This window comes from Coprobacillus sp. AF33-1AC (genome assembly GCF_003475785.1).
In the GTDB taxonomy this organism is placed as follows: Bacteria; Bacillota_I; Bacilli_A; order Erysipelotrichales; family Coprobacillaceae; genus Faecalibacillus.
In genome coordinates this window covers 1-18,762 of record NZ_QRQB01000023.1, presented here as the reverse complement: position 1 = coordinate 18,762, position 18,762 = coordinate 1, and the positions used below count along the sequence as shown (strand labels likewise).

The 18,762-nt window shown below is 30.7% G+C and carries 18 protein-coding genes; 17 read left to right on the top strand and 1 reads right to left on the bottom strand.

Features of this window, described 5'->3' with window-relative positions; all coding sequences use genetic code 11:
- The first annotated feature begins 13 nt into the window (after nucleotides 1-13).
- The 16 genes from fucO (at nucleotide 14) to miaA (ending at nucleotide 16,873) form a co-directional block, all read left to right on the top strand.
- A complete protein-coding gene (gene fucO, locus DWZ53_RS08660) occupies nucleotides 14-1,159 on the top strand; it encodes a lactaldehyde reductase (RefSeq protein ID WP_118433544.1) in 1,146 nt (381 codons plus the stop codon).
- Nucleotides 1,160-1,342: 183 nt separating this feature from the next.
- Nucleotides 1,343-2,320 (top strand): RodZ family helix-turn-helix domain-containing protein, encoded by a 978-nt coding sequence (locus DWZ53_RS08655; protein WP_118433542.1) that lies wholly within the window; start codon nucleotides 1,343-1,345, stop codon nucleotides 2,318-2,320.
- Nucleotides 2,320-2,913, top strand: coding sequence for a CDP-diacylglycerol--glycerol-3-phosphate 3-phosphatidyltransferase (pgsA, locus tag DWZ53_RS08650; RefSeq protein ID WP_118433540.1), 594 nt, complete (start codon nucleotides 2,320-2,322; stop codon nucleotides 2,911-2,913). The genes DWZ53_RS08655 and pgsA overlap by 1 nt, the downstream gene beginning before the upstream one ends.
- Nucleotides 2,913-3,368: a CinA family protein gene (locus DWZ53_RS08645; protein WP_118433538.1), complete on the top strand. Its 456-nt coding sequence runs from the start codon at nucleotides 2,913-2,915 to the stop codon at nucleotides 3,366-3,368. The genes pgsA and DWZ53_RS08645 overlap by 1 nt, the downstream gene beginning before the upstream one ends.
- A 42-nt stretch (nucleotides 3,369-3,410) precedes the next feature.
- Nucleotides 3,411-4,433, top strand: coding sequence for a recombinase RecA (recA, locus tag DWZ53_RS08640; RefSeq protein ID WP_118433536.1), 1,023 nt, complete (start codon nucleotides 3,411-3,413; stop codon nucleotides 4,431-4,433).
- A 141-nt stretch (nucleotides 4,434-4,574) separates the two neighbouring features.
- Nucleotides 4,575-6,131, top strand: coding sequence for a ribonuclease Y (rny, locus tag DWZ53_RS08635; protein WP_118433534.1), 1,557 nt, complete (start codon nucleotides 4,575-4,577; stop codon nucleotides 6,129-6,131).
- Between the two features lie 42 nt (nucleotides 6,132-6,173).
- Nucleotides 6,174-6,962, top strand: a complete 789-nt coding sequence (locus DWZ53_RS08630; RefSeq protein ID WP_118433532.1) for a TIGR00282 family metallophosphoesterase — start codon at nucleotides 6,174-6,176, stop codon at nucleotides 6,960-6,962.
- Between the two features lie 59 nt (nucleotides 6,963-7,021).
- The gene (locus tag DWZ53_RS08625) at nucleotides 7,022-7,282 is read left to right on the top strand and encodes a stage V sporulation protein S (RefSeq protein ID WP_118433530.1); all 261 of its coding nucleotides are present in this window, start codon (nucleotides 7,022-7,024) and stop codon (nucleotides 7,280-7,282) included.
- 64 nt (nucleotides 7,283-7,346) lie between these two features.
- The gene (locus DWZ53_RS08620) at nucleotides 7,347-7,592 is read left to right on the top strand and encodes a hypothetical protein (protein WP_118433528.1); all 246 of its coding nucleotides are present in this window, start codon (nucleotides 7,347-7,349) and stop codon (nucleotides 7,590-7,592) included.
- 84 nt (nucleotides 7,593-7,676) lie between these two features.
- On the top strand, nucleotides 7,677-9,125 hold the full coding sequence (gene miaB, locus DWZ53_RS08615) for a tRNA (N6-isopentenyl adenosine(37)-C2)-methylthiotransferase MiaB (protein WP_118433526.1): 1,449 nt from the start codon (nucleotides 7,677-7,679) through the stop codon (nucleotides 9,123-9,125).
- Nucleotides 9,103-9,441 (top strand): YlbF family regulator, encoded by a 339-nt coding sequence (locus tag DWZ53_RS08610; protein WP_118433524.1) that lies wholly within the window; start codon nucleotides 9,103-9,105, stop codon nucleotides 9,439-9,441. The genes miaB and DWZ53_RS08610 overlap by 23 nt, the downstream gene beginning before the upstream one ends.
- 72 nt (nucleotides 9,442-9,513) lie before the next feature.
- The gene (locus DWZ53_RS08605) at nucleotides 9,514-11,025 is read left to right on the top strand and encodes an IMP dehydrogenase (RefSeq protein ID WP_118433522.1); all 1,512 of its coding nucleotides are present in this window, start codon (nucleotides 9,514-9,516) and stop codon (nucleotides 11,023-11,025) included.
- A gap of 56 nt (nucleotides 11,026-11,081) precedes the next feature.
- Nucleotides 11,082-11,570 carry an outer spore coat protein CotE gene (gene cotE / locus DWZ53_RS08600; RefSeq protein ID WP_118433520.1) on the top strand — a complete coding sequence of 163 codons (489 nt, stop codon included), beginning with the start codon at nucleotides 11,082-11,084 and terminating at the stop codon, nucleotides 11,568-11,570.
- Between the two features lie 56 nt (nucleotides 11,571-11,626).
- Nucleotides 11,627-14,140, top strand: a complete 2,514-nt coding sequence (gene mutS, locus DWZ53_RS08595) for a DNA mismatch repair protein MutS (protein ID WP_118433518.1) — start codon at nucleotides 11,627-11,629, stop codon at nucleotides 14,138-14,140.
- A 4-nt stretch (nucleotides 14,141-14,144) separates the two neighbouring features.
- Complete coding sequence (gene mutL / locus DWZ53_RS08590; protein WP_118433516.1) at nucleotides 14,145-15,953, top strand: DNA mismatch repair endonuclease MutL; 1,809 nt, start codon at nucleotides 14,145-14,147, stop codon at nucleotides 15,951-15,953.
- Complete coding sequence (gene miaA / locus DWZ53_RS08585; RefSeq protein WP_118433514.1) at nucleotides 15,953-16,873, top strand: tRNA (adenosine(37)-N6)-dimethylallyltransferase MiaA; 921 nt, start codon at nucleotides 15,953-15,955, stop codon at nucleotides 16,871-16,873. Before mutL ends, miaA begins: the two co-directional genes overlap by 1 nt.
- Nucleotides 16,874-16,877: 4 nt before the next feature.
- Here the strand turns inward: miaA and DWZ53_RS08580 are convergent, their stop codons facing one another.
- Nucleotides 16,878-18,140 carry a replication-associated recombination protein A gene (locus DWZ53_RS08580; RefSeq protein WP_118433512.1) on the bottom strand — a complete coding sequence of 421 codons (1,263 nt, stop codon included), beginning with the start codon at nucleotides 18,138-18,140 and terminating at the stop codon, nucleotides 16,878-16,880.
- Nucleotides 18,141-18,218: 78 nt separating this feature from the next.
- On the opposite strand from DWZ53_RS08580, the gene dtd reads away from it, so the two are divergent.
- Nucleotides 18,219-18,668, top strand: coding sequence for a D-aminoacyl-tRNA deacylase (gene dtd, locus DWZ53_RS08575; protein ID WP_118433510.1), 450 nt, complete (start codon nucleotides 18,219-18,221; stop codon nucleotides 18,666-18,668).
- Nucleotides 18,669-18,762 lie beyond the last annotated feature (94 nt).

The window sequence follows — 18,762 nt, the reverse complement described above, 5'->3', positions numbered from 1 at the left end:
GAGATAATAAAAAATGGCTAACAGATTTGTATTAAATGAAACAAGTTATCATGGAAAAGGAGCAATTGAATCTATTCCTGTAGAAGCAAAAGCAAGAGGATTTAAAAAAGCAATGGTTTGTTCTGATCCTGATTTAATTAAATTTGGAGTAACAAAAAAAGTGACTGATTTATTAGATCAAGCAGGTCTTGATTATGAAGTATATAGTGATATTAAACCAAATCCAACTATTGAAAATGTACAACATGGTGTTAAAGCATTACATGATGCTGGTGCTGATTATATGATCGCTATTGGTGGTGGTTCTTCAATGGATACTGCTAAAGCTGTAGGAATCATTGATCGTAACCCAGAATTCAGCGATGTAAGAAGTCTTGAAGGTGTCGCTGAAACTAAAAATCCATGTACTCCAATTTTTGCAGTACCTACTACTGCTGGAACTGCTGCAGAAGTTACAATTAACTACGTTATTACAGATGTAGAAAAAGATCGTAAAATGGTTTGTGTTGATGTACATGATATTCCAGTTGTGGCTTTCGTTGATCCTGATATGATGTCATCAATGCCTAAAGGATTAACTGCAGCAACAGGTATGGATGCTTTAACTCATGCTATTGAAGGATATATTACTAAAGGAGCATGGGAATTATCTGATATGTTCCATATTAAAGCAATTGAAATTATTGCTAAATCATTAAGAGGTGCAGTTGATAATACACCTGAAGGTAGAGAAGGTATGGCTTTAGGTCAATATGTTGCTGGTATGGGATTCTCTAACGTTGGTTTAGGACTTGTTCACTCAATGGCTCATCCACTTGGAGCTTTATATGATACTCCTCATGGTGTTGCTAATGCTATTATTTTACCAACAGTTATGGCATACAATGCTCCATATACTGGAACTAAATATAAAGATATTGCTGAAGCAATGGGTGTTGATACAACTGGTATGTCTCAAGAAGAATATCGTCAAGCAGCTGTAGATGCAGTAAAACAATTATCAAAAGATGTTGGTATTCCTGCTAACTTAAAAGAAATTGTTAAAGAAGAAGATTTACAATTCTTAAGTGAATCAGCATTAGCTGATGCTTGCTGTCCAGGTAATCCAAGAGATACTTCAGTTGAAGAAATCAAAGAATTATACCAATCATTATTATAATAATAGTTCGTTTTAAGGTGACTTGTAAAAAGCAAGTCACCTTTTTTATTTTATAAATTAAAAAGATGCATATAATCTATTGATAATAGGTAAAAATATATTATAATTAGTGATTGTTTAATGACACTTTTATGATATAATTTAATGTGTTTATGAAGTTGATATGAAAAGGAGGATGTCTTTGTGGAAAAGGTTAGCGAAAAAATTAAAGCAGGCCGCCAAGCCAAAGGCGTTACAATTGAAGAATTATCGCAAGCTACTTTAATTTCAACCACAATTATTAAAGATATAGAAGCAGGTGCTTTTGATAAGTTCACTGGTGATGAACAATATGTAAAAATGTATCTTAAAAAAATTGCGCGTTATTTAGATATTGATGCTAGTATTGCTGATGAATATATTGCTTTAACTCAAGAATTAAAATTAGAAGATTTACAAAAACAAAAAGAGAAGGAAAAAGAAGAACAAGATAAAAAAGGTGGTACGACATTTGTTGATAAAATGTCTGATACTTTTAAAAATATGCAAGCACCAAAACCAGAACCTGTTCATCGCAAAAAAGGTGTATATGAAGATCATTACATTTTGCGTTTTGTTAAATATGGTATTGTAGCTATTTTAGTTGTAGCGATTATTGCTGTGATTTGGTTTGCTGTTTTATCAACAAAACAAAATGATACGTCTACATTTAATAAATCAAACGATACAACTGTAGAAGGCAATGTGACAACGAAAAAAGCAAAGAAGAAAACAACTAAAAAAGATACTCAAACAAAACAAAAAACAGATACAACTGATCAAACTGTTCAAATTACAAAAACAGCATCTATGAATTATGATTTTAAATTACCTGAAGGTGCTCAAACATTTAAAGTTAAATTTGAATTTGTAGGACGTTCATGGGCAAGTTTACAAGTCAATGGTGCAGATTATTCAGAGTTTGAATCACGTATTTATAATTCAAATAATACAAGTAATTCAATGAATGCTGATCCAGAAACTGTTGAATTAACATTTAATGTTGCAGATTTTCAAAATTTGAATTTAAAACTTGGATTTAATAGGGGACATCGATTCTATATTAATGATCAACAAATCCCATTAGAAGATAGTGATTATACTTCTAATAATGCACAGTTGAAACTTAACTTGGTTAAATAATGAATCTACCTAATAAATTAACGGTAACAAGAGTATTACTGATTCCTTTACTCGTGATTATATATATGTTCCCATATAATACACTAGGAATTCATATTCCTGTTTATCATCTTGCTAATACTTCAATTTCATTAATTAATATTATTATTTTAGTTATTTTTATTGTTGCTTCAATTACTGACTATTTTGATGGTCAGATAGCTCGTCGTGAAAAAATGATTACGACTTTTGGACAGTTTGCTGATCCAATTGCTGATAAGTTATTAGTTAATACTATTTTCTTGCTTTTAGCGAGTGATCAAAGAGTATCGATTATTGTACCGATTATTATGATTTCTAGAGATACGATTGTTGATGCGATTCGTTTAGTCGCGGCTAATAAACAAATCGTTATAGCAGCAAGAAAGTTAGGAAAGTTAAAAACAGCTACACAAATGGTTTCTTTATGTGCTGTATTGTTATGTAATTTTCCATTTTCATATTTTTCAATTCCTGTTGATCAAATTTTAGTTTGGATAGCTTGTGCTATTTCAATTATTAGTGGAATTGATTATTTTATTCAAAATAGAGAAATGTTAACGGAGTCAATGTGATGGATGAATTAGCACAAATTTTAATACAAAAGAATATTTCGATTGGATCAGTAGAAAGTTTTACTGTCGGTCGATTTGCATCAATGCTAGGAAGTATTCCTGGCATTTCTAAGGTTTATAAGGGTTCTTTAGTTACTTATCAAAGTGTGACTAAAGAACGTCTTTTAGGTATTGAACATGAAGTTATTGAACGATATGGAGTCGTTTCAAAAGAAATTGCCTCTTTAATGGCTATTAATGGTCAAGCTATATTAAATAGTGATGTTTGTGTATCTTTTACTGGAAATGCTGGACCTGATGCGATGGAAAATAAACCGGTTGGGGAAGTTTATGTTGGTTTAAGAGTGAAAGATGAATTATTTGTATATGGTTTAAATTTAAAAGGAAGTCGAAGTGATATTGCTAATCAGGCAATTGACTTTGCAATTAAAAAAATTATTGAAAAATTAAAGTAATTTTCATTTTTTTTATGTATATAAAGATAGGAGGGAATTTATATGGCAGAAAAAATAGATAAAGCAGAAGAAAAAAAACAACAGGCTTTAGATGCAGCAATTAAACAAATTGAAAAACAATTTGGTAAAGGTTCTGTTATGAAACTTGGTGATCGTAGTGCAATTGATGTAGACGTTATTCCAACTGGTTCTTTAACTTTAGATTTAGCCCTTGGAATAGGTGGATATCCTAAAGGTAGAATTATTGAAATTTATGGACCTGAATCAAGTGGGAAAACAACACTTACATTACACGCTATTGCTGAAGTACAAAAACAAGGAGGTCGTGCTGCTTTCATTGATGCAGAGCATGCAATAGATCCTGTATATGCTAAAAATTTAGGAGTTAATATTGATGAATTAATTTTGTCACAACCAGATAGTGGTGAACAAGGTTTAGAAATTGCTGAAACTTTAGTTCGTTCGGGAGCGATTGATTTAGTTGTTGTCGATTCAGTTGCGGCTCTTGTTCCTCAAGTTGAATTAGATGGGGAAATGTCAGATAATCAAATGGGATTACAGGCAAGATTAATGTCTAAAGCGTTACGTAAGTTATCAGGGGTGATGAATAAAACAGATTGTACCATTATCTTTATTAACCAATTAAGAGAAAAGATTGGTATTATGTTTGGTAATCCTGAAACAACAACAGGTGGACGAGCATTAAAATTCTATTCTTCGGTAAGAGTAGAAATTAGACGTAGTGAACAAATCAAAAATGGTACAGAAGTAGTCGGTAATAAAGTGAATATTAAAGTTGTTAAAAATAAAGTAGCGCCACCATTTAAAACAACACAAGTGGATATCATTTATGGTAAAGGAATTTCTCGTGATGGTGAAGTTCTTGATTTAGCAGTTGATAAAGATATTGTTGATAAATCTGGTGCTTGGTATGCTTATAAGGGTGAAAAGATTGGTCAAGGTCGTGAAAATGCGAAAAACTTCCTATCTACACATCCAGAAATAATGGAAGAAATAACAGAAGCGATTAAAGCTTCAATTAATCAAACAGAAGAAAATGATTAGAATTGATGTTCTAATCATTTTTTCATCTTGTTAGAAAATAGTTTTCATTGTAAATAATGGTAAAATATTATACAATATTATTGTGCCTTGCACACAGATTCAAATGATTGAATAAACATATTTGAAAATGGAGGGTTAAAAATGCCAAATATGTCGTTACCCACTATTTTATCTTATGTTTCAGCTGTGATCGCTGGATTTTTAATTTATTTTGCTTATACAAAATTGAAAATATCAAAAGCAAATGTATCAGCAGCAAAAATTGTTGATGATGCAAATTCAAAGGCAGATAATATTGTTAAAGAAGCAATACTTGATGCTAAGACACAGGCTTATGAATTAAAGTTAGAAGCAGAAAAAGAAGTTAAAGAACAAAGACATGAAATTACAGAACTAGAAAACAAATTATTAGAACGCGAAAAAGGTATTGAGCGTAGAGATATTGCAGTTCAAGGTAAGGAAGATGTTTTAGAACAAAAAGTTAAACAATTAAATAATCGAGAAGCTGGAATAGATAAATTAGAGGCTGAATTAAAGGAAAAAATAGACTCTAAAGTATCAGAGTTAGAAAAGGTTGCTGCTATGTCAGCAAGTGAAGCCAAAGATGAGTTATTTAAACAGGTTGAACAACAAATTAGTTTAGAAATGGCAGCCTATGTTAAAGAACAAGAAGAAGAAGCAAAAAGTAAAGCTTCAATGATTTCAAGGGACATTATCGCTAATGCGATTAATCGTTATGCCCAAGAAGAGGTAGTGGAAAAAACTGTATGTGTTGTTGCATTACCTAGTGAAGAAATGAAAGGGCGTATTATTGGTCGTGAAGGTCGTAATATTAAAGCGATTGAACAATCTACTGGTGCTGATTTAATTATTGATGATACACCTGAAGCAATTACAATCTCTTGTTTTGATCCAATTCGTCGTGAGATTGCTCGTTTGTCATTAGAAACATTAATTCGTGACGGACGTATTCAACCAGGAAGAATTGAAGAAGTTGTTGAAAAAACAAGAAAAGAATTAAATGAACATATTCGTAAAACAGGAGAAGATGCTGTTTTTGAATTAGGAATTTCTAAAATTGATAAAGATATTATTATGCAAATTGGTAAACTTAAATATCGTACAAGTTTTGGTCAAAATGCATTACAACATTCTTTAGAAGTTGCTCATTTAGCAGGAATTATGGCAGCAGAGTTAGGTTTAAACCAACAAATGGCTAAACGTGCTGGATTATTACACGATATTGGTAAAGCTATGGATCGTGAAATGGAAGGAAGCCACGTTGAATTAGGTGCTAAATTTGCTAAAAAACACGGTGAACATCCAACTATTGTTAATGCGATTGAATCGCATCATGGTGATGTTCCAGCAACAAGTGTGATTTCTATTTTAGTAGCGGCAGCTGATACGCTTTCAGCAGCAAGACCAGGAAGTCGTCGTGAAACAATTGAAAATTATATTCAACGTCTTGAAAAACTTGAAGCTATGGCTAAAAGTTTTGATGGTGTTGATAAAGTCTTTGCTATTCAAGCAGGTCGTGAAGTGCGTATCGTTGTTAAACCAGATAAAGTGGATGATATTGCAAGTCATAAGATTGCCCGTGATATTAAGACAAAGATAGAAGAAGAATTAACTTATCCAGGACATATTAAAGTGACTGTGATTCGTGAAGTTCGTGCAAGTGAAATAGCTAAATAGGATTAACAATTTTGTTAATCCTATTTTTATGGGAGGTTTAAAATGGTTAGAGTATTATTTATAGGTGATGTCGTTGGTTCTATTGGTCGTGAAATGATTGAAGATTACTTGTATCGTATAAAAAAAGACTATCGTATAGATTTTACAATTGCTAATGTGGAAAATGCCAGTCATGGCAAAGGACTTATCAAAAAACATTATGATTTCTTTACTTTTCAAGGAATTGATTGTATGACAATGGGAAATCATACGTTTGATAAAAAAGAATTATTAGATTATATTGATGAAGCTGATCGTTTAATTGTCCCTTATAATAAATCTGCTGTTTTACCTGGTATAAGCAGTAGGGTATTTGATGTTTCAGGTAAAAAGATAAGAGTGACGAATTTAGTAGGTTGTGTTTTTATGGATAATCGTTATCAAAATCCTTTTGATCGTTTTGATGAGTTTTTAAATATGGAACAAGATATTCATATTATTGATGCTCATTGTGAAGCAACAAGTGAAAAGATTGCTTTAGCTTATTATGCTAAAGATAAAGCGAGTGCTTTACTGGGAACACATACACATGTTCAAACTGCAGATGAAAGAATTATTGATCAAAAAATAGCCTTTATTTCTGATGTTGGCATGACAGGTGCGTATTTAAGTAGTTTAGGTTGTGATTTAGATAGTGTTATTTTAAAGATGAGAGGGTATCATGCTCCTTTTAAAATGTCTGATAATTCAGGACAATTTGCTGGTGTAGTTATAGAATTTAATGATGATAACCGTCCAGTTTCTATAGAACGTATCTTAATTAATGATGATCATCATTACTGTGCATCTTAAAGATGCACTTTTTTCATATTTAACATCTCGTTTCATATACTGTGATAGGAGGAAAAAATATGGAAATAATAAAAGTATCATCTTCATCTATACCTAATCATGTAGCCGGAGCTATTGCCTCTTTAATGAGAGAACAAGAATCATTAATGATTCAAACTATCGGTGCAGCAGCATTAAATCAAGCTGTTAAGGCCATTGCTATAGCAAGGGGATATATCGTACCAACAGGAAAAGAACTTATTTGTATTCCTTCATTTCATGATTTAATGGTTGATGACAAGCAAATCACAGCAATTCGTTTATTATTAGAAAGAAAATGAATGAAAACGGTTTATTTTTTTGATTAATAAAGGTATAATGTAATTGCTAGATGGAGGTTATATTATGGCAAAATGTAAATTATTAATGCAAACAGCACAAACACAAAAATTAATCGACTTTTTCGATGGATATGAAGATGATAAAGTAAAATGTAAATTCATCAAAAAAACAGGAATTAAAGCAGAAATCGAATGTGAAACTGAATTAACACCTGATGAAGCTGCAAGTTATTGCAAAGGTTTATTCAAAAAAACACCTGATGGTGCAGTTTTATATTTCTCAATTCAACCAGACGGATTCTTTGGTTAATCAACAATAAGGACTTAAGTCCTTATTTTTTTATGGAAATTAAATTTAAATATGTATATAATAGTCTAGAAAAGTGGTGAAAAAATGAAAGATTATAGTCAATATTTTAAAGGGCCTAATTTAAAAGAGGCTAAAAAAAGAAGAGGAGAAGATGTTCATCATATACATGATGCTTTTTTTATCCCTCAAGAAATGGTAAATGTAGGTAAAGGAAAGAAATACTACATTCATACTTATGGTTGTCAGGCTAATGAAAGAGATAGTGAAACATTATCAGGTATTTTAGAAATGATGGCTTATCAGCCAACAACAGAAATTAAAGAAGCTGATGTTATTTTATTAAATACATGTGCAATCAGAGAAAACGCAGAAGAAAAGGTATTTGGTAAAGTAGGATATGTAAAAAATTTAAAAAAGAAAAATCCTAATTTGATCTTTGGGTTATGTGGTTGTATGGCACAAGAAGAAGTTGTCATTCAACGTATCTTACAAAAACATCCCCATATTGATTTAATATTTGGAACTCATAACATTCATCGATTACCAGAATTATTAAAAGAAGCAATGTTTAATAAAGAAATGGTCGTTGAAGTATGGTCTAAAGAAGGTGATGTGATCGAAGATACACCAGTAACAAGAGCAAGCAAACATAAAGCTTGGGTTAATATTATGTATGGATGTAATAAGTTTTGTACATATTGTATTGTTCCTTATACACGTGGGAAAGAACGTTCACGTTTAATGGATGACATTATTGAAGAGGTCAACCAATTAGTTAAAGATGGTTATCAAGAAGTGACTTTACTTGGTCAAAATGTGAATAGTTATGGAAAAGACTTAGACGATGGTTCATCTTTTGCTTCATTACTAGAAGCAGTAGCTAAAACAGGTATTCCTCGCATTCGTTTTACAACAAGTCATCCTTGGGATTTTTCAAAGGATATGATTCATATGATAGCTTCATATGATAATATTATGCCTGCTATCCATTTACCTGTTCAATCAGGAAATGATGAGGTATTAAAATTAATGGGGCGTCGTTATAGTCGTGAACAATATTTAGAATTATTCCATGCAATTAAAGAAGAAATTCCTGATTGTGCAATTACAACTGATATCATTGTGGGATTCCCAAATGAAACAGAAGAACAATTTGAAGATACGTTATCTTTATATCAAGAGTGTGAATATGATTTAGCCTATACTTTTATTTATTCACCTCGTGCTGGAACACCAGCAGCCAAAATGGCAGATAATGTTCCATTAGAAGAAAAAGAACAACGCTTATATCGTTTAAATGAAGTTGTTAATGAAAAAGCATTGAAACAAAATCAAAGATTCTTAAATCAAGAAGTCGAAGTTTTAGTTGATGGACCATCTAAACGTGATCCACAAATGCTTACAGGATATACAAAACATCAAAAATTAATTAACTTTAAAGGAAATCCAGATTGTATTGGTAAAAGAGTCATGGTTAAAGTAACTGAAGCTAAAACATGGGCTTTAAAAGGTGAACAAATTGAACAAGATTGATACTTTGGCTCAAGCACTTAATCAAGAAATATTAAATTTGGATTTAGTCAAAGAATATCAAAAAATTGAAAAAGAACTTGCTTGTCATCAAGAACTACAAGAGTTAGAAAAACAAATTAAAGTATTACAAAAAAAGATTGTTAATCAAAAAGCAAAGCAAGATGATTCTGTCTATCAAACAATTGAAGAATATCAAGAATTAAGATCATCATTTGAAAATCATCCTTTAGTTGTCAATAGTCTATATTTAAAAGAAGAATTAAATGAATTATTACAAACAATAAATACATCAATAAATGGGCAATTAATGAAATAAACTATTGACATATGAAATAACTAAAATTATAATTTATAGAAATTTACAAAATATAAGAAAAGGAGAACAAAAATGGCATTTTATTTTGATGAACCATCACACACATTTAATGAATACTTATTAGTACCAGGATACTCTTCAGCAGAGTGTCAACCAAAAAATGTAAGTTTAAAAACACCATTAGTTAAGTTCAAAAAAGGGGAAGAACCAACATTATCATTAAATATTCCATTAGTTTCTGCAATTATGCAAGCTGTATCTGATGATAATATGGCAGTGGCTTTAGCTAAAGAAGGTGGGGTTTCTTTTATCTATGGATCACAAAGCGTAGAAAGTCAAGCAGCAATGGTAAGACGTGCTAAAAATTATAAAGCAGGTTTTGTACCAAGTGATTCTAATTTATCAGCAACATCTACATTAGCTGATGTTATTGCTTTAAAAGAAAAAACAGGTCATTCTACAATGGCTGTTACTGAAGACGGAAGTGCAAATGGTAAATTAATTGGTGTTGTTACAGGAAGAGACTATCGTGTATCACGTCTTTCAATGGATACAAAAGTTGTTGATTTTATGACACCTTTTGATAAATTAATTTGTGGTCATATCGGGGTATCATTAAAAGAATGTAATGATATCATCTGGGATAACAAATTAAATGCATTACCAATTATAGATGATGAACAAAGATTGCATTACTTTGTGTTTAGAAAAGATTATGAAACAAGAAAATCTAATCCAAACCAATTATTAGATGAAAATAAACGTTATATTGTTGGTGCTGGAATTAATACTCGTGACTATGAAACACGTGTTCCTGCATTAGTAGAAGCGGGTGCTGATGTATTATGTATTGACTCATCAGAAGGTTTCTCTGAATGGCAAAAAATGACTATTGATTGGATTAGAGAAAACTATGGGGATACAGTTAAAGTAGGAGCTGGTAACGTAGTTGATGCTGATGGATTTAGATTTTTAGCTGAAGCTGGTGCTGATTTCGTTAAAATTGGTATTGGTGGAGGATCTATTTGTATCACTCGTGAACAAAAAGGAATTGGACGTGGTCAAGCAACTGCAACTATTGAAGTAGCTAAAGCTCGTGATGAATATTTTAAAGAAACAGGAATTTATGTACCTATCTGTAGTGATGGTGGTATTGTTCATGATTATCATATGACTCTTGCACTTGCAATGGGTTCTGATTTCATCATGTTAGGACGATATTTCTCAAGATTTGATGAATCTCCAACAAATAAAGTAAGTATTAATGGTCAATATATGAAAGAATACTGGGGAGAAGGATCTGCTCGTGCTCGTAACTGGCAACGTTATGATATGGGTGGAGATCAAAAACTTTCTTTTGAAGAAGGTGTTGATTCATATGTACCATATGCTGGAAGTTTAAAAGATAACGTAGGATTAACTTTATCTAAGATTAAACATACAATGTGTAACTGTGGTGCTCTTACAATTCCAGAATTACAAGAAAAAGCAAAAATTACACTTGTTTCTTCAACAAGTATTGTTGAAGGTGGAGCTCATGATGTTGTCTTAAAAGACTCATCAAACAATCAACATAAAAATTAAGACTTCTTAGAAGTCTTTTTTTTATTTTAAGACATAAAGTTATAAAGGGTGATGATATGTCGAATCAAATATTTGAAATTATGACTAAAGCAACGATTGCTAAGGGACATAAAAGATCAGTAGATAAATATCATTTTGAAGTAGAACATATTGACAAAATATTAGGATGCTGGATTTGTAATCATTGTTTTGAAGCTAAAATTGAAAAAGGGAAACCAATTATTTATGGTAGCTTAGAAATGCATGTCTGGTATAGTTATTTAAATGATAGCCATTTATTAAAGAAAGTAGTTCAGTACCAAGAAATGATAGACTTAAATTGTTCAGGGCATATATTAAATAATCAAGATGAATTAAAAGTAAGCTGTCAAAAAATACCTAAGTGTATTCATGCTAACTTAAATAAACAAATCATTGAATTAGAGATAGAAAAAGAATTAGCTTTAAAAATCATAGGAGAAACGACGATTATGGTAGAAAATAAGCAGAATATAGTCAATGATTCAGATCAAGAAATCAAAGTGAATACCGATTTTATAACATAGAAAGATATGTCTTTCTATGTTATAATGTTGGCAGTATTGAAAGAAGAGGTAGTAAAATGAAACCAAAATATAGTCCAATGATGATGCAATATTTAAAAATAAAAGAAGAACATGTTCATGATATTGTGATGTTCCGTTTAGGAGACTTTTATGAGATGTTTTTTGATGATGCAATTACGGTTTCAAAAGAATTAGAATTAGCTTTAACTGGTAAAAATGCAGGTGCTAAAGAAAGGGTACCAATGTGTGGGGTTCCTTTTCATTCAGCTAGTGGTTATATTCAAAAATTGGTTGATAATGGTCATCGTGTGGCTATTGTTGAACAGTTAAGTGATCCAAGTAAAAAAGGATTGGTTGAACGTGGTGTTGTACAAATTATTACACCAGGTACGATTTTTGATGAATCGATGACAAAGAATAAAAATAATTACATAGCAAGTATGATGACTTTTGATTTTCAATACGTGATCGCTTTTTGTGATATTACAACGGGTGAATTTTTAGTTGTGAATATTGAAAAAAATGAACATGCTCTTAAAAATCAATTAACATCAATGGATGTTAAAGAAATTGTTGTTTTACCTAGTGAAAGTTTACAGTTTGATAATATGATGGTTTCTTATTATGAAAATGATCAGTTTAATGATCGTTATGAAAATATGTTTAAAAATATTCATGATCTAAAACAAATCAAAGTGTCTTCTCTATTGCTTAATTATCTTTTAGAAACACAAAAAAGAGATTTGGAACACTTACAAATGATCCAAGAAGTTAAAAATGAAGATTATATGACCATGGATTTATATACTAAAAAATCACTAGAATTGACTGCTAATGCACGTGATCATGATAAATATGGTTCTTTGTTTTGGTTATTAGATCAAACGAAGTGTGCTATGGGTTCCCGTTTATTAAAAAACTATTTGGATCGTCCTTTACTTAATTTACAAACTATAGAACAAAGATTAGATATTGTAGAGATTTTTACTCAACAATTTATTCAAAGAGAAAGCATTAAAGAAATTTTAAAAGATGTTTATGATCTAGAAAGATTATCAAGTCGTATTGCTTTTGGTAATGTTAATGCTCGTGATTTAAAATGGATTAGTGCTTCTTTAAAAGTTGTTCCAGAATTGAAAAACCAGTTATTATCTTTAGATGAACCTCTAACAAATCGATTAGCTGAACAATTGGTTGATTTATCACATATTACTCAATTAATAGATCAAGCTATTATTGATAATCCACCTTTAGTTGTAAAAGAAGGAGGAATTATTAAAGAAGGTTTTTCAAATGAATTAGATGAATTAAGATATTTAAGAGATCATGGTAAACAATGGCTCGTTGAATTTGAACAAAAGGAACGTGAAAAGACAGGTATTAAAGGATTAAAAGTTGGTTATAATCGTGTTTTTGGTTATTATATTGAAGTAACAAAAGGAAACTTATCTTTAATTAAAGATGAATTTGCTTATACAAGAAAACAAAGCTTATCAAATGCTGAAAGATTTATTACACCTGAATTAAAAGATATGGAAAATAAAATTTTATCAGCTCAAGATAAAATCCAAAAATTAGAATATGTTATCTTTAATGATGTAAGAAATCAAATAAAAAAAGATGTTCATATGATACAAGATGTCGCTAAAGTTATTGCTCAAATCGATGTTTATCAATCTTTAGCCATGCTTGCTAGTGAAAATAATTATGTTCGTCCTGTTTTCAATCAAAATAAAAAATTGGAAGTTAAACAAGGAAGACATGGTGTTATAGAAAAAGTAATGAGTCATGGAAGTTATGTGGCTAATGATGTTTTTATTGATAAAGATCATCCAGTTATGTTGATTACAGGACCTAATATGGGTGGTAAATCAACTTATATGCGTCAGGTTGCCTTAATAGTCGTGATGGCACAAATTGGTAGTTTTGTTCCTGCAGATTATGCAACTTTACCTATTTTTGATCAAATCTTTACCCGTATTGGCGCAAGTGATGATTTAATTAGTGGACAATCTACTTTCATGGTAGAAATGTTAGAAGCCAATAATGCTTTACGTTTTGCTAGTGAAAATTCTTTAATTCTATTTGATGAAATTGGTAGAGGAACTGCTACTTTTGATGGAATGGCTATTGCTCAGTCAATGGTTGAATATATTGCCACACATATTAAATGTATGACATTATTTTCTACTCATTATCATGAATTGACTTTCTTAGAAGATAAGAACTTGGGTATTCAAAATGTTCATGCTAGTGCGAGTGTTGATCATGATAAACTGGTGTTTCATTATCAAATCAAACCAGGACGTTCTAATAAATCTTATGGGATTAATGTTGCTCGCTTAGCGCATTTACCTGAAAATGTGTTAGAACGTGCAGATCATTTATTAGATGCATTAGAGGAAAATAATATTGAACATCATTTAAGTCAACCAGAGGTTGTTAAAACAGTTGTTAAAGAAAGTGAAGTGGAAAAATATTTAGATAATATTGATCCTATGGCTTTATCACCTCTTGATGCCCTATCAACTTTAATTGAATTAAAAAAATTGAATGATCAAAAGAGGTAAATAAATGAAAATAAAACAATTAGATGAAGTTCTAGCTAATAAGATTGCAGCTGGAGAGGTTATTGAAAGACCTGCTAATGTTGTTAAAGAATTAGTAGAGAATAGTATTGATGCAAAAAGTAGTAAAATAGATATTCAAATAGAAGATGGTGGTTTACAGCTTATTCAAATAAGTGATAATGGTTTAGGAATGGATCAGGAAGATGCTAAGTTATGCTTTTTGCGCCATGCAACAAGTAAAATTAAAGATGATCAGGATTTATTTTGTATTCAAACATTAGGCTTTAGAGGAGAAGCTATTCCTTCTATTGCATCGATTAGTCATTTTGAATTAAAAACAAGTGATGGTCATCAAGGGACAATTGTCACTTATGAATTTGGAAAATATATTTCTTTACAAGAAAGTGATTTAAAACAAGGAACTACTATTAAAGTTGAAAAGTTGTTTCAAAATGTTCCTGCAAGATTAAAATATGTTAAATCTATGCAAGCAGAGTTTGCTCATATTCAAAATTATGTTGAAAAATTAGCATTATCTTATCCTCATATCGCTTTTAGTTTATTACATAATAAAAAAATGATTTTTAAGACAAATGGCAATGGTCAATTGTTGGAAGTTATTAATCAAATATATGGTTTATCAGTAACAAAAAATATGATACCTGTAAAATTTGAAGATCAAGAATTTTCTATTAGTGGATATATTGGCAAAATTGAAGTCAATCGAGCAAATAAAAATCATATTGTAACAATGGTTAATCATCGTGTCGTAAAAAATCAAATTACGATAGATAGTGTTAATAAAGCATATCGAAAATATTTGGCTGATAATCGTTATCCCATAGCTGTTATTGATATTGAAATTGATCCCTATTTGGTAGACGTTAATGTTCATCCATCTAAACTAGAAGTCAAATTTTCTAAAGAGTATCAACTTAGAGATTTGATATATCAAGGAATCTGTAGAGCTTTGGAAAATGTGAATCAGACATATCAAGTAGAAGAAAAACCGGTGTATAAGCCTCAAAGTGAACAATTAGATCTCAATATTAATTATCTTCAAGAAGATCTTGTTGAACCTGTTTCTATAAAAGAAAAAGAGGAATTTATTTCGCAAGTCGAATATGTTCAACCTCCTGTAATTCATGAAGCTAAAGAAACTTATCATGAAGATCAGGAAGAAATAAAAGAAGAAAAGGTAATTGAAAAACCAATTCATCAACCATTAAAACAGATGAAAAAGAAAATTTTTGTGAAGGCTCAAATTCACGGAACTTATATTGTTGGTGAAGATGAAAGTGGTATGTATCTCATTGACCAACATGCTGCTCAAGAAAGAGTAAACTATGAATATTTCTTAGCTAAATATAAAAATTTAGATTTAACAATGAGAGACTTATTAGTTCCTATTACAGTTGAATACCCATTGAGTGAATGTATGATTATAGAAGAAAGAAAAGATTTGTTAAAACAAGTAGGAATTGATGTCGAACCATATGGTGGAGGCTTCATTGTTAGAAAATTACCAATGTGGATGAATAATATAGATGAATATGTATTTATTGAAGATTTAATGAATCAGGTCATTCATCATAATCAAATAGATGTTATTGCTCTTCAAGAACATGCGATTGCAACATTGAGCTGTAAAGCATCATTAAAGGGGAATAGTCATCTTTCTATTGAGGCAATGCAAACTATTGTTGATAACTTAATGCGATGTGATAATCCTTATGTTTGTCCTCATGGAAGACCAACAATTATTCATTATTCTGCTTATGAATTAGAAAAATTATTTAAGAGGGTTGTATAATGGAAAAAGTCATTGTAATTGTAGGACCAACTGCGGTTGGAAAAACAAAAATGTCTGTAGAATTAGCTAAAAGAATCAATGGTGAAATTATTAGTGGCGATTCTATGCAAATTTATAAATCAATGGATATTGGTACAGCTAAAGTTACTTCACAAGAAATGGACGGTATTCCTCATTATCTAATAGATATTAAAGAACCAGATGAAAATTATAGTGTTAAGGATTTTCAAGATGAAGTAAGAAAATGTATTCATGATATTTCTAGTCGTAGCAAAGTTCCTATTATTGTTGGTGGAACAGGACTTTATATTAAAGCAGCACTTTATGATTATGAATTTAGTGAAAGTCCCCTTGATCAAAGTTATTATATTGAAAAATATCAACACTATAGTGATGATCAACTTTATCAGTATTTAAAAAAAATAGATCAAGAAAGTGCAGAGCAACTACATCCCCATAACCGTCAGCGAGTGTTACGTGCTATAGCAATCTATGAAAGTACGGGAACTAAAAAGAGTGAAATGATTGCTAGACAAGAACATTGCTTACTCTATGATGCTTATTTTGTTGGATTAACACTAGATCGAGAAGTGCTTTATCAAAGAATTAATCATCGCGTTGATTTGATGGTGGAACAAGGACTCTTGGGTGAAATTGATAATCTCATGAAAAAAGGTTATTCTCAAGATCTTCAGAGTATGAAGGCAATAGGATATAAGGAGTGGTTTGCTTATTATCAAGGGCATCAATCAAAAGAAGAAACGATAGAATTAATAAAAAAACATTCACGACAATATGCTAAAAGACAATATACTTGGTTTAAAAACCAAGTACCTGTTCATTGGTTTGATGTTAACCTCAATTGTTTTGAAGAAACAATAGATAATGTTTATAAAAAAATAATGTCCTTTTATTTATAGGACATTATTTTTTTGAATGAATTAATTTTTTTATTTCATTTGTTCTACCATGTTGTAAAATACGACGATAATTTTGCGCAAGAGCTTTTTCATATTGACTTGTCATCCATGGCACATAAAATTGTTGGTGGGCAATTTGATCTGGTAAATATTGAATGTATTCCCACAGCTCAGGACGATCATAAGGGTAAGTTTCATCTACTTGTAAACCTACAGGTGTGAGTCTTAAATATTGAGGTGCTTTTAATGGCTGTGATTTAAGATTTGCTAGAGCATTATCAATAGCGTTTTCGCTTGATTTTGATTTAGGCGATAAACATAAATCTATAATAGCACTTGCAATAGGAATACGAGCTTCAGGAAAACCTATAACTTTAGCGGCTTGAAAAGCCATGACTGTACGCATACATGCATTTGGGTTAGCAAGTCCAATATCTTCGTAGGCACAAGTGATGACACGTCTTTCTAATGAGTCAATATCATCATATTCAATTAACTTAGCTAAGTAATACATTGCACCATTAGGATCACTTCCACGAATAGATTTTTGTAACCCACTTAAAGTATCATAATACTGGTCTTCATCTTTATCAAATTGACCATTTGCATTTGGTATGGCGTTTTTAACATCTTCACTTTTAATGTGCTGATCTTGACATATAATTGTGCATAATTCTAAACAATTATAAGCAAAGCGAATATCTCCTGAAGAAATTCTTGCGATATAGTCCAACACTTCTTGATCACAGGAAAATTCATTTTTAAGTCCTTTGTCACTAATAAGGGCATTTTTAAGTCCTGTAATAATGTCTTTGTTTGTGAGTGGTTTGACTTCAACAATTTGACAACGAGAACGAATGGCTGGATTAATTGAATGATAAGGGTTAGCAGTTGTACACCCAGCAATAATTAATAAACCACTTTCAACATAAGGAAGTAAATTATCTTGTTTCATTTTATTAAGACGGTGTACTTCATCTATAATAACAAACAGTGTTCCTGATAATTTAGCTTCTGCAACAATAGCATCCATTTCTTTTTTATTACCCGTTGAAGCATTAAATATGCGATAGGGAATATTTAAATCATGAGCTAATGCCATAGCAAGTGTTGTCTTACCACATCCTGGTGGACCATATAATATCACTGATAGAGGATGTTTCTTTTCAACGAAACGTGTAAAAATTCCATTTTCACCAACAATATGAGATTGACCAATAATATCATTTAAAGATGTTGGTCTCATTTTATAAGCTAGAGTAGACATAAAAAATTCCTTTCTCTTATATAAAAAATTAGATATAATAATTATATCATTTTTAAAAAATAAAAGGTAGGATGGATTATGAGATTAGTCGTTCAAAGAGTATTAAATAGTAAAGTAGAGATTGACAATAAGATTAATGGGCAAATTAATAATGGATTTATGGTACTGGTAGGAATTACTCAAGATGATAATAAAGAAATCGTGAAAAAAATGGTTGATAAGTTAGTTAATTTAAGAATATTTGAAGATGAAAATCAAAAACTTAATTTATCTTTAAAAGATGTTAACGGTGAAATTTTATCAATTTCGCAATTTACTTTATATGCTAATTGTAAAAAAGGGAGAAGACCTAGTTTTTTAAGAGCAGCCAAACCAGATATTTCAAAACCTCTTTATGATTATTTTAATGAAGAAGTCAAAAATCATGGTATTCATGTAGAAACAGGTGTTTTTGGTGCTATGATGAACGTAACTTTGGTCAATGCAGGACCTACAACAATTATTTTAGATAGTGATGAAATATTATAATTGATAGATTGTTTTTATTAAGTAAAATAAATATAGAAAAATATTAAAAAACACTTTACAAAGGCAAGAAAAGATGGTAGTATAAACGAGCACT

Coding starts and splice junctions, on each gene's coding strand:
- DWZ53_RS08605 (WP_118433522.1), top strand. CDS start 9,514: ATGGCATTTTATTTTGATGAACCATCACACACATTTAATGAATACTTA.
- miaA (WP_118433514.1), top strand. CDS start 15,953: ATGGAAAAAGTCATTGTAATTGTAGGACCAACTGCGGTTGGAAAAACA.
- DWZ53_RS08625 (WP_118433530.1), top strand. CDS start 7,022: ATGGAAATAATAAAAGTATCATCTTCATCTATACCTAATCATGTAGCC.
- DWZ53_RS08630 (WP_118433532.1), top strand. CDS start 6,174: ATGGTTAGAGTATTATTTATAGGTGATGTCGTTGGTTCTATTGGTCGT.
- mutL (WP_118433516.1), top strand. CDS start 14,145: ATGAAAATAAAACAATTAGATGAAGTTCTAGCTAATAAGATTGCAGCT.
- DWZ53_RS08645 (WP_118433538.1), top strand. CDS start 2,913: ATGGATGAATTAGCACAAATTTTAATACAAAAGAATATTTCGATTGGA.
- DWZ53_RS08620 (WP_118433528.1), top strand. CDS start 7,347: ATGGCAAAATGTAAATTATTAATGCAAACAGCACAAACACAAAAATTA.
- fucO (WP_118433544.1), top strand. CDS start 14: ATGGCTAACAGATTTGTATTAAATGAAACAAGTTATCATGGAAAAGGA.
- recA (WP_118433536.1), top strand. CDS start 3,411: ATGGCAGAAAAAATAGATAAAGCAGAAGAAAAAAAACAACAGGCTTTA.
- pgsA (WP_118433540.1), top strand. CDS start 2,320: ATGAATCTACCTAATAAATTAACGGTAACAAGAGTATTACTGATTCCT.
- mutS (WP_118433518.1), top strand. CDS start 11,627: ATGAAACCAAAATATAGTCCAATGATGATGCAATATTTAAAAATAAAA.
- DWZ53_RS08580 (WP_118433512.1), bottom strand. CDS start 18,140: ATGTCTACTCTAGCTTATAAAATGAGACCAACATCTTTAAATGATATT.
- rny (WP_118433534.1), top strand. CDS start 4,575: ATGCCAAATATGTCGTTACCCACTATTTTATCTTATGTTTCAGCTGTG.
- dtd (WP_118433510.1), top strand. CDS start 18,219: ATGAGATTAGTCGTTCAAAGAGTATTAAATAGTAAAGTAGAGATTGAC.
- miaB (WP_118433526.1), top strand. CDS start 7,677: ATGAAAGATTATAGTCAATATTTTAAAGGGCCTAATTTAAAAGAGGCT.
- cotE (WP_118433520.1), top strand. CDS start 11,082: ATGTCGAATCAAATATTTGAAATTATGACTAAAGCAACGATTGCTAAG.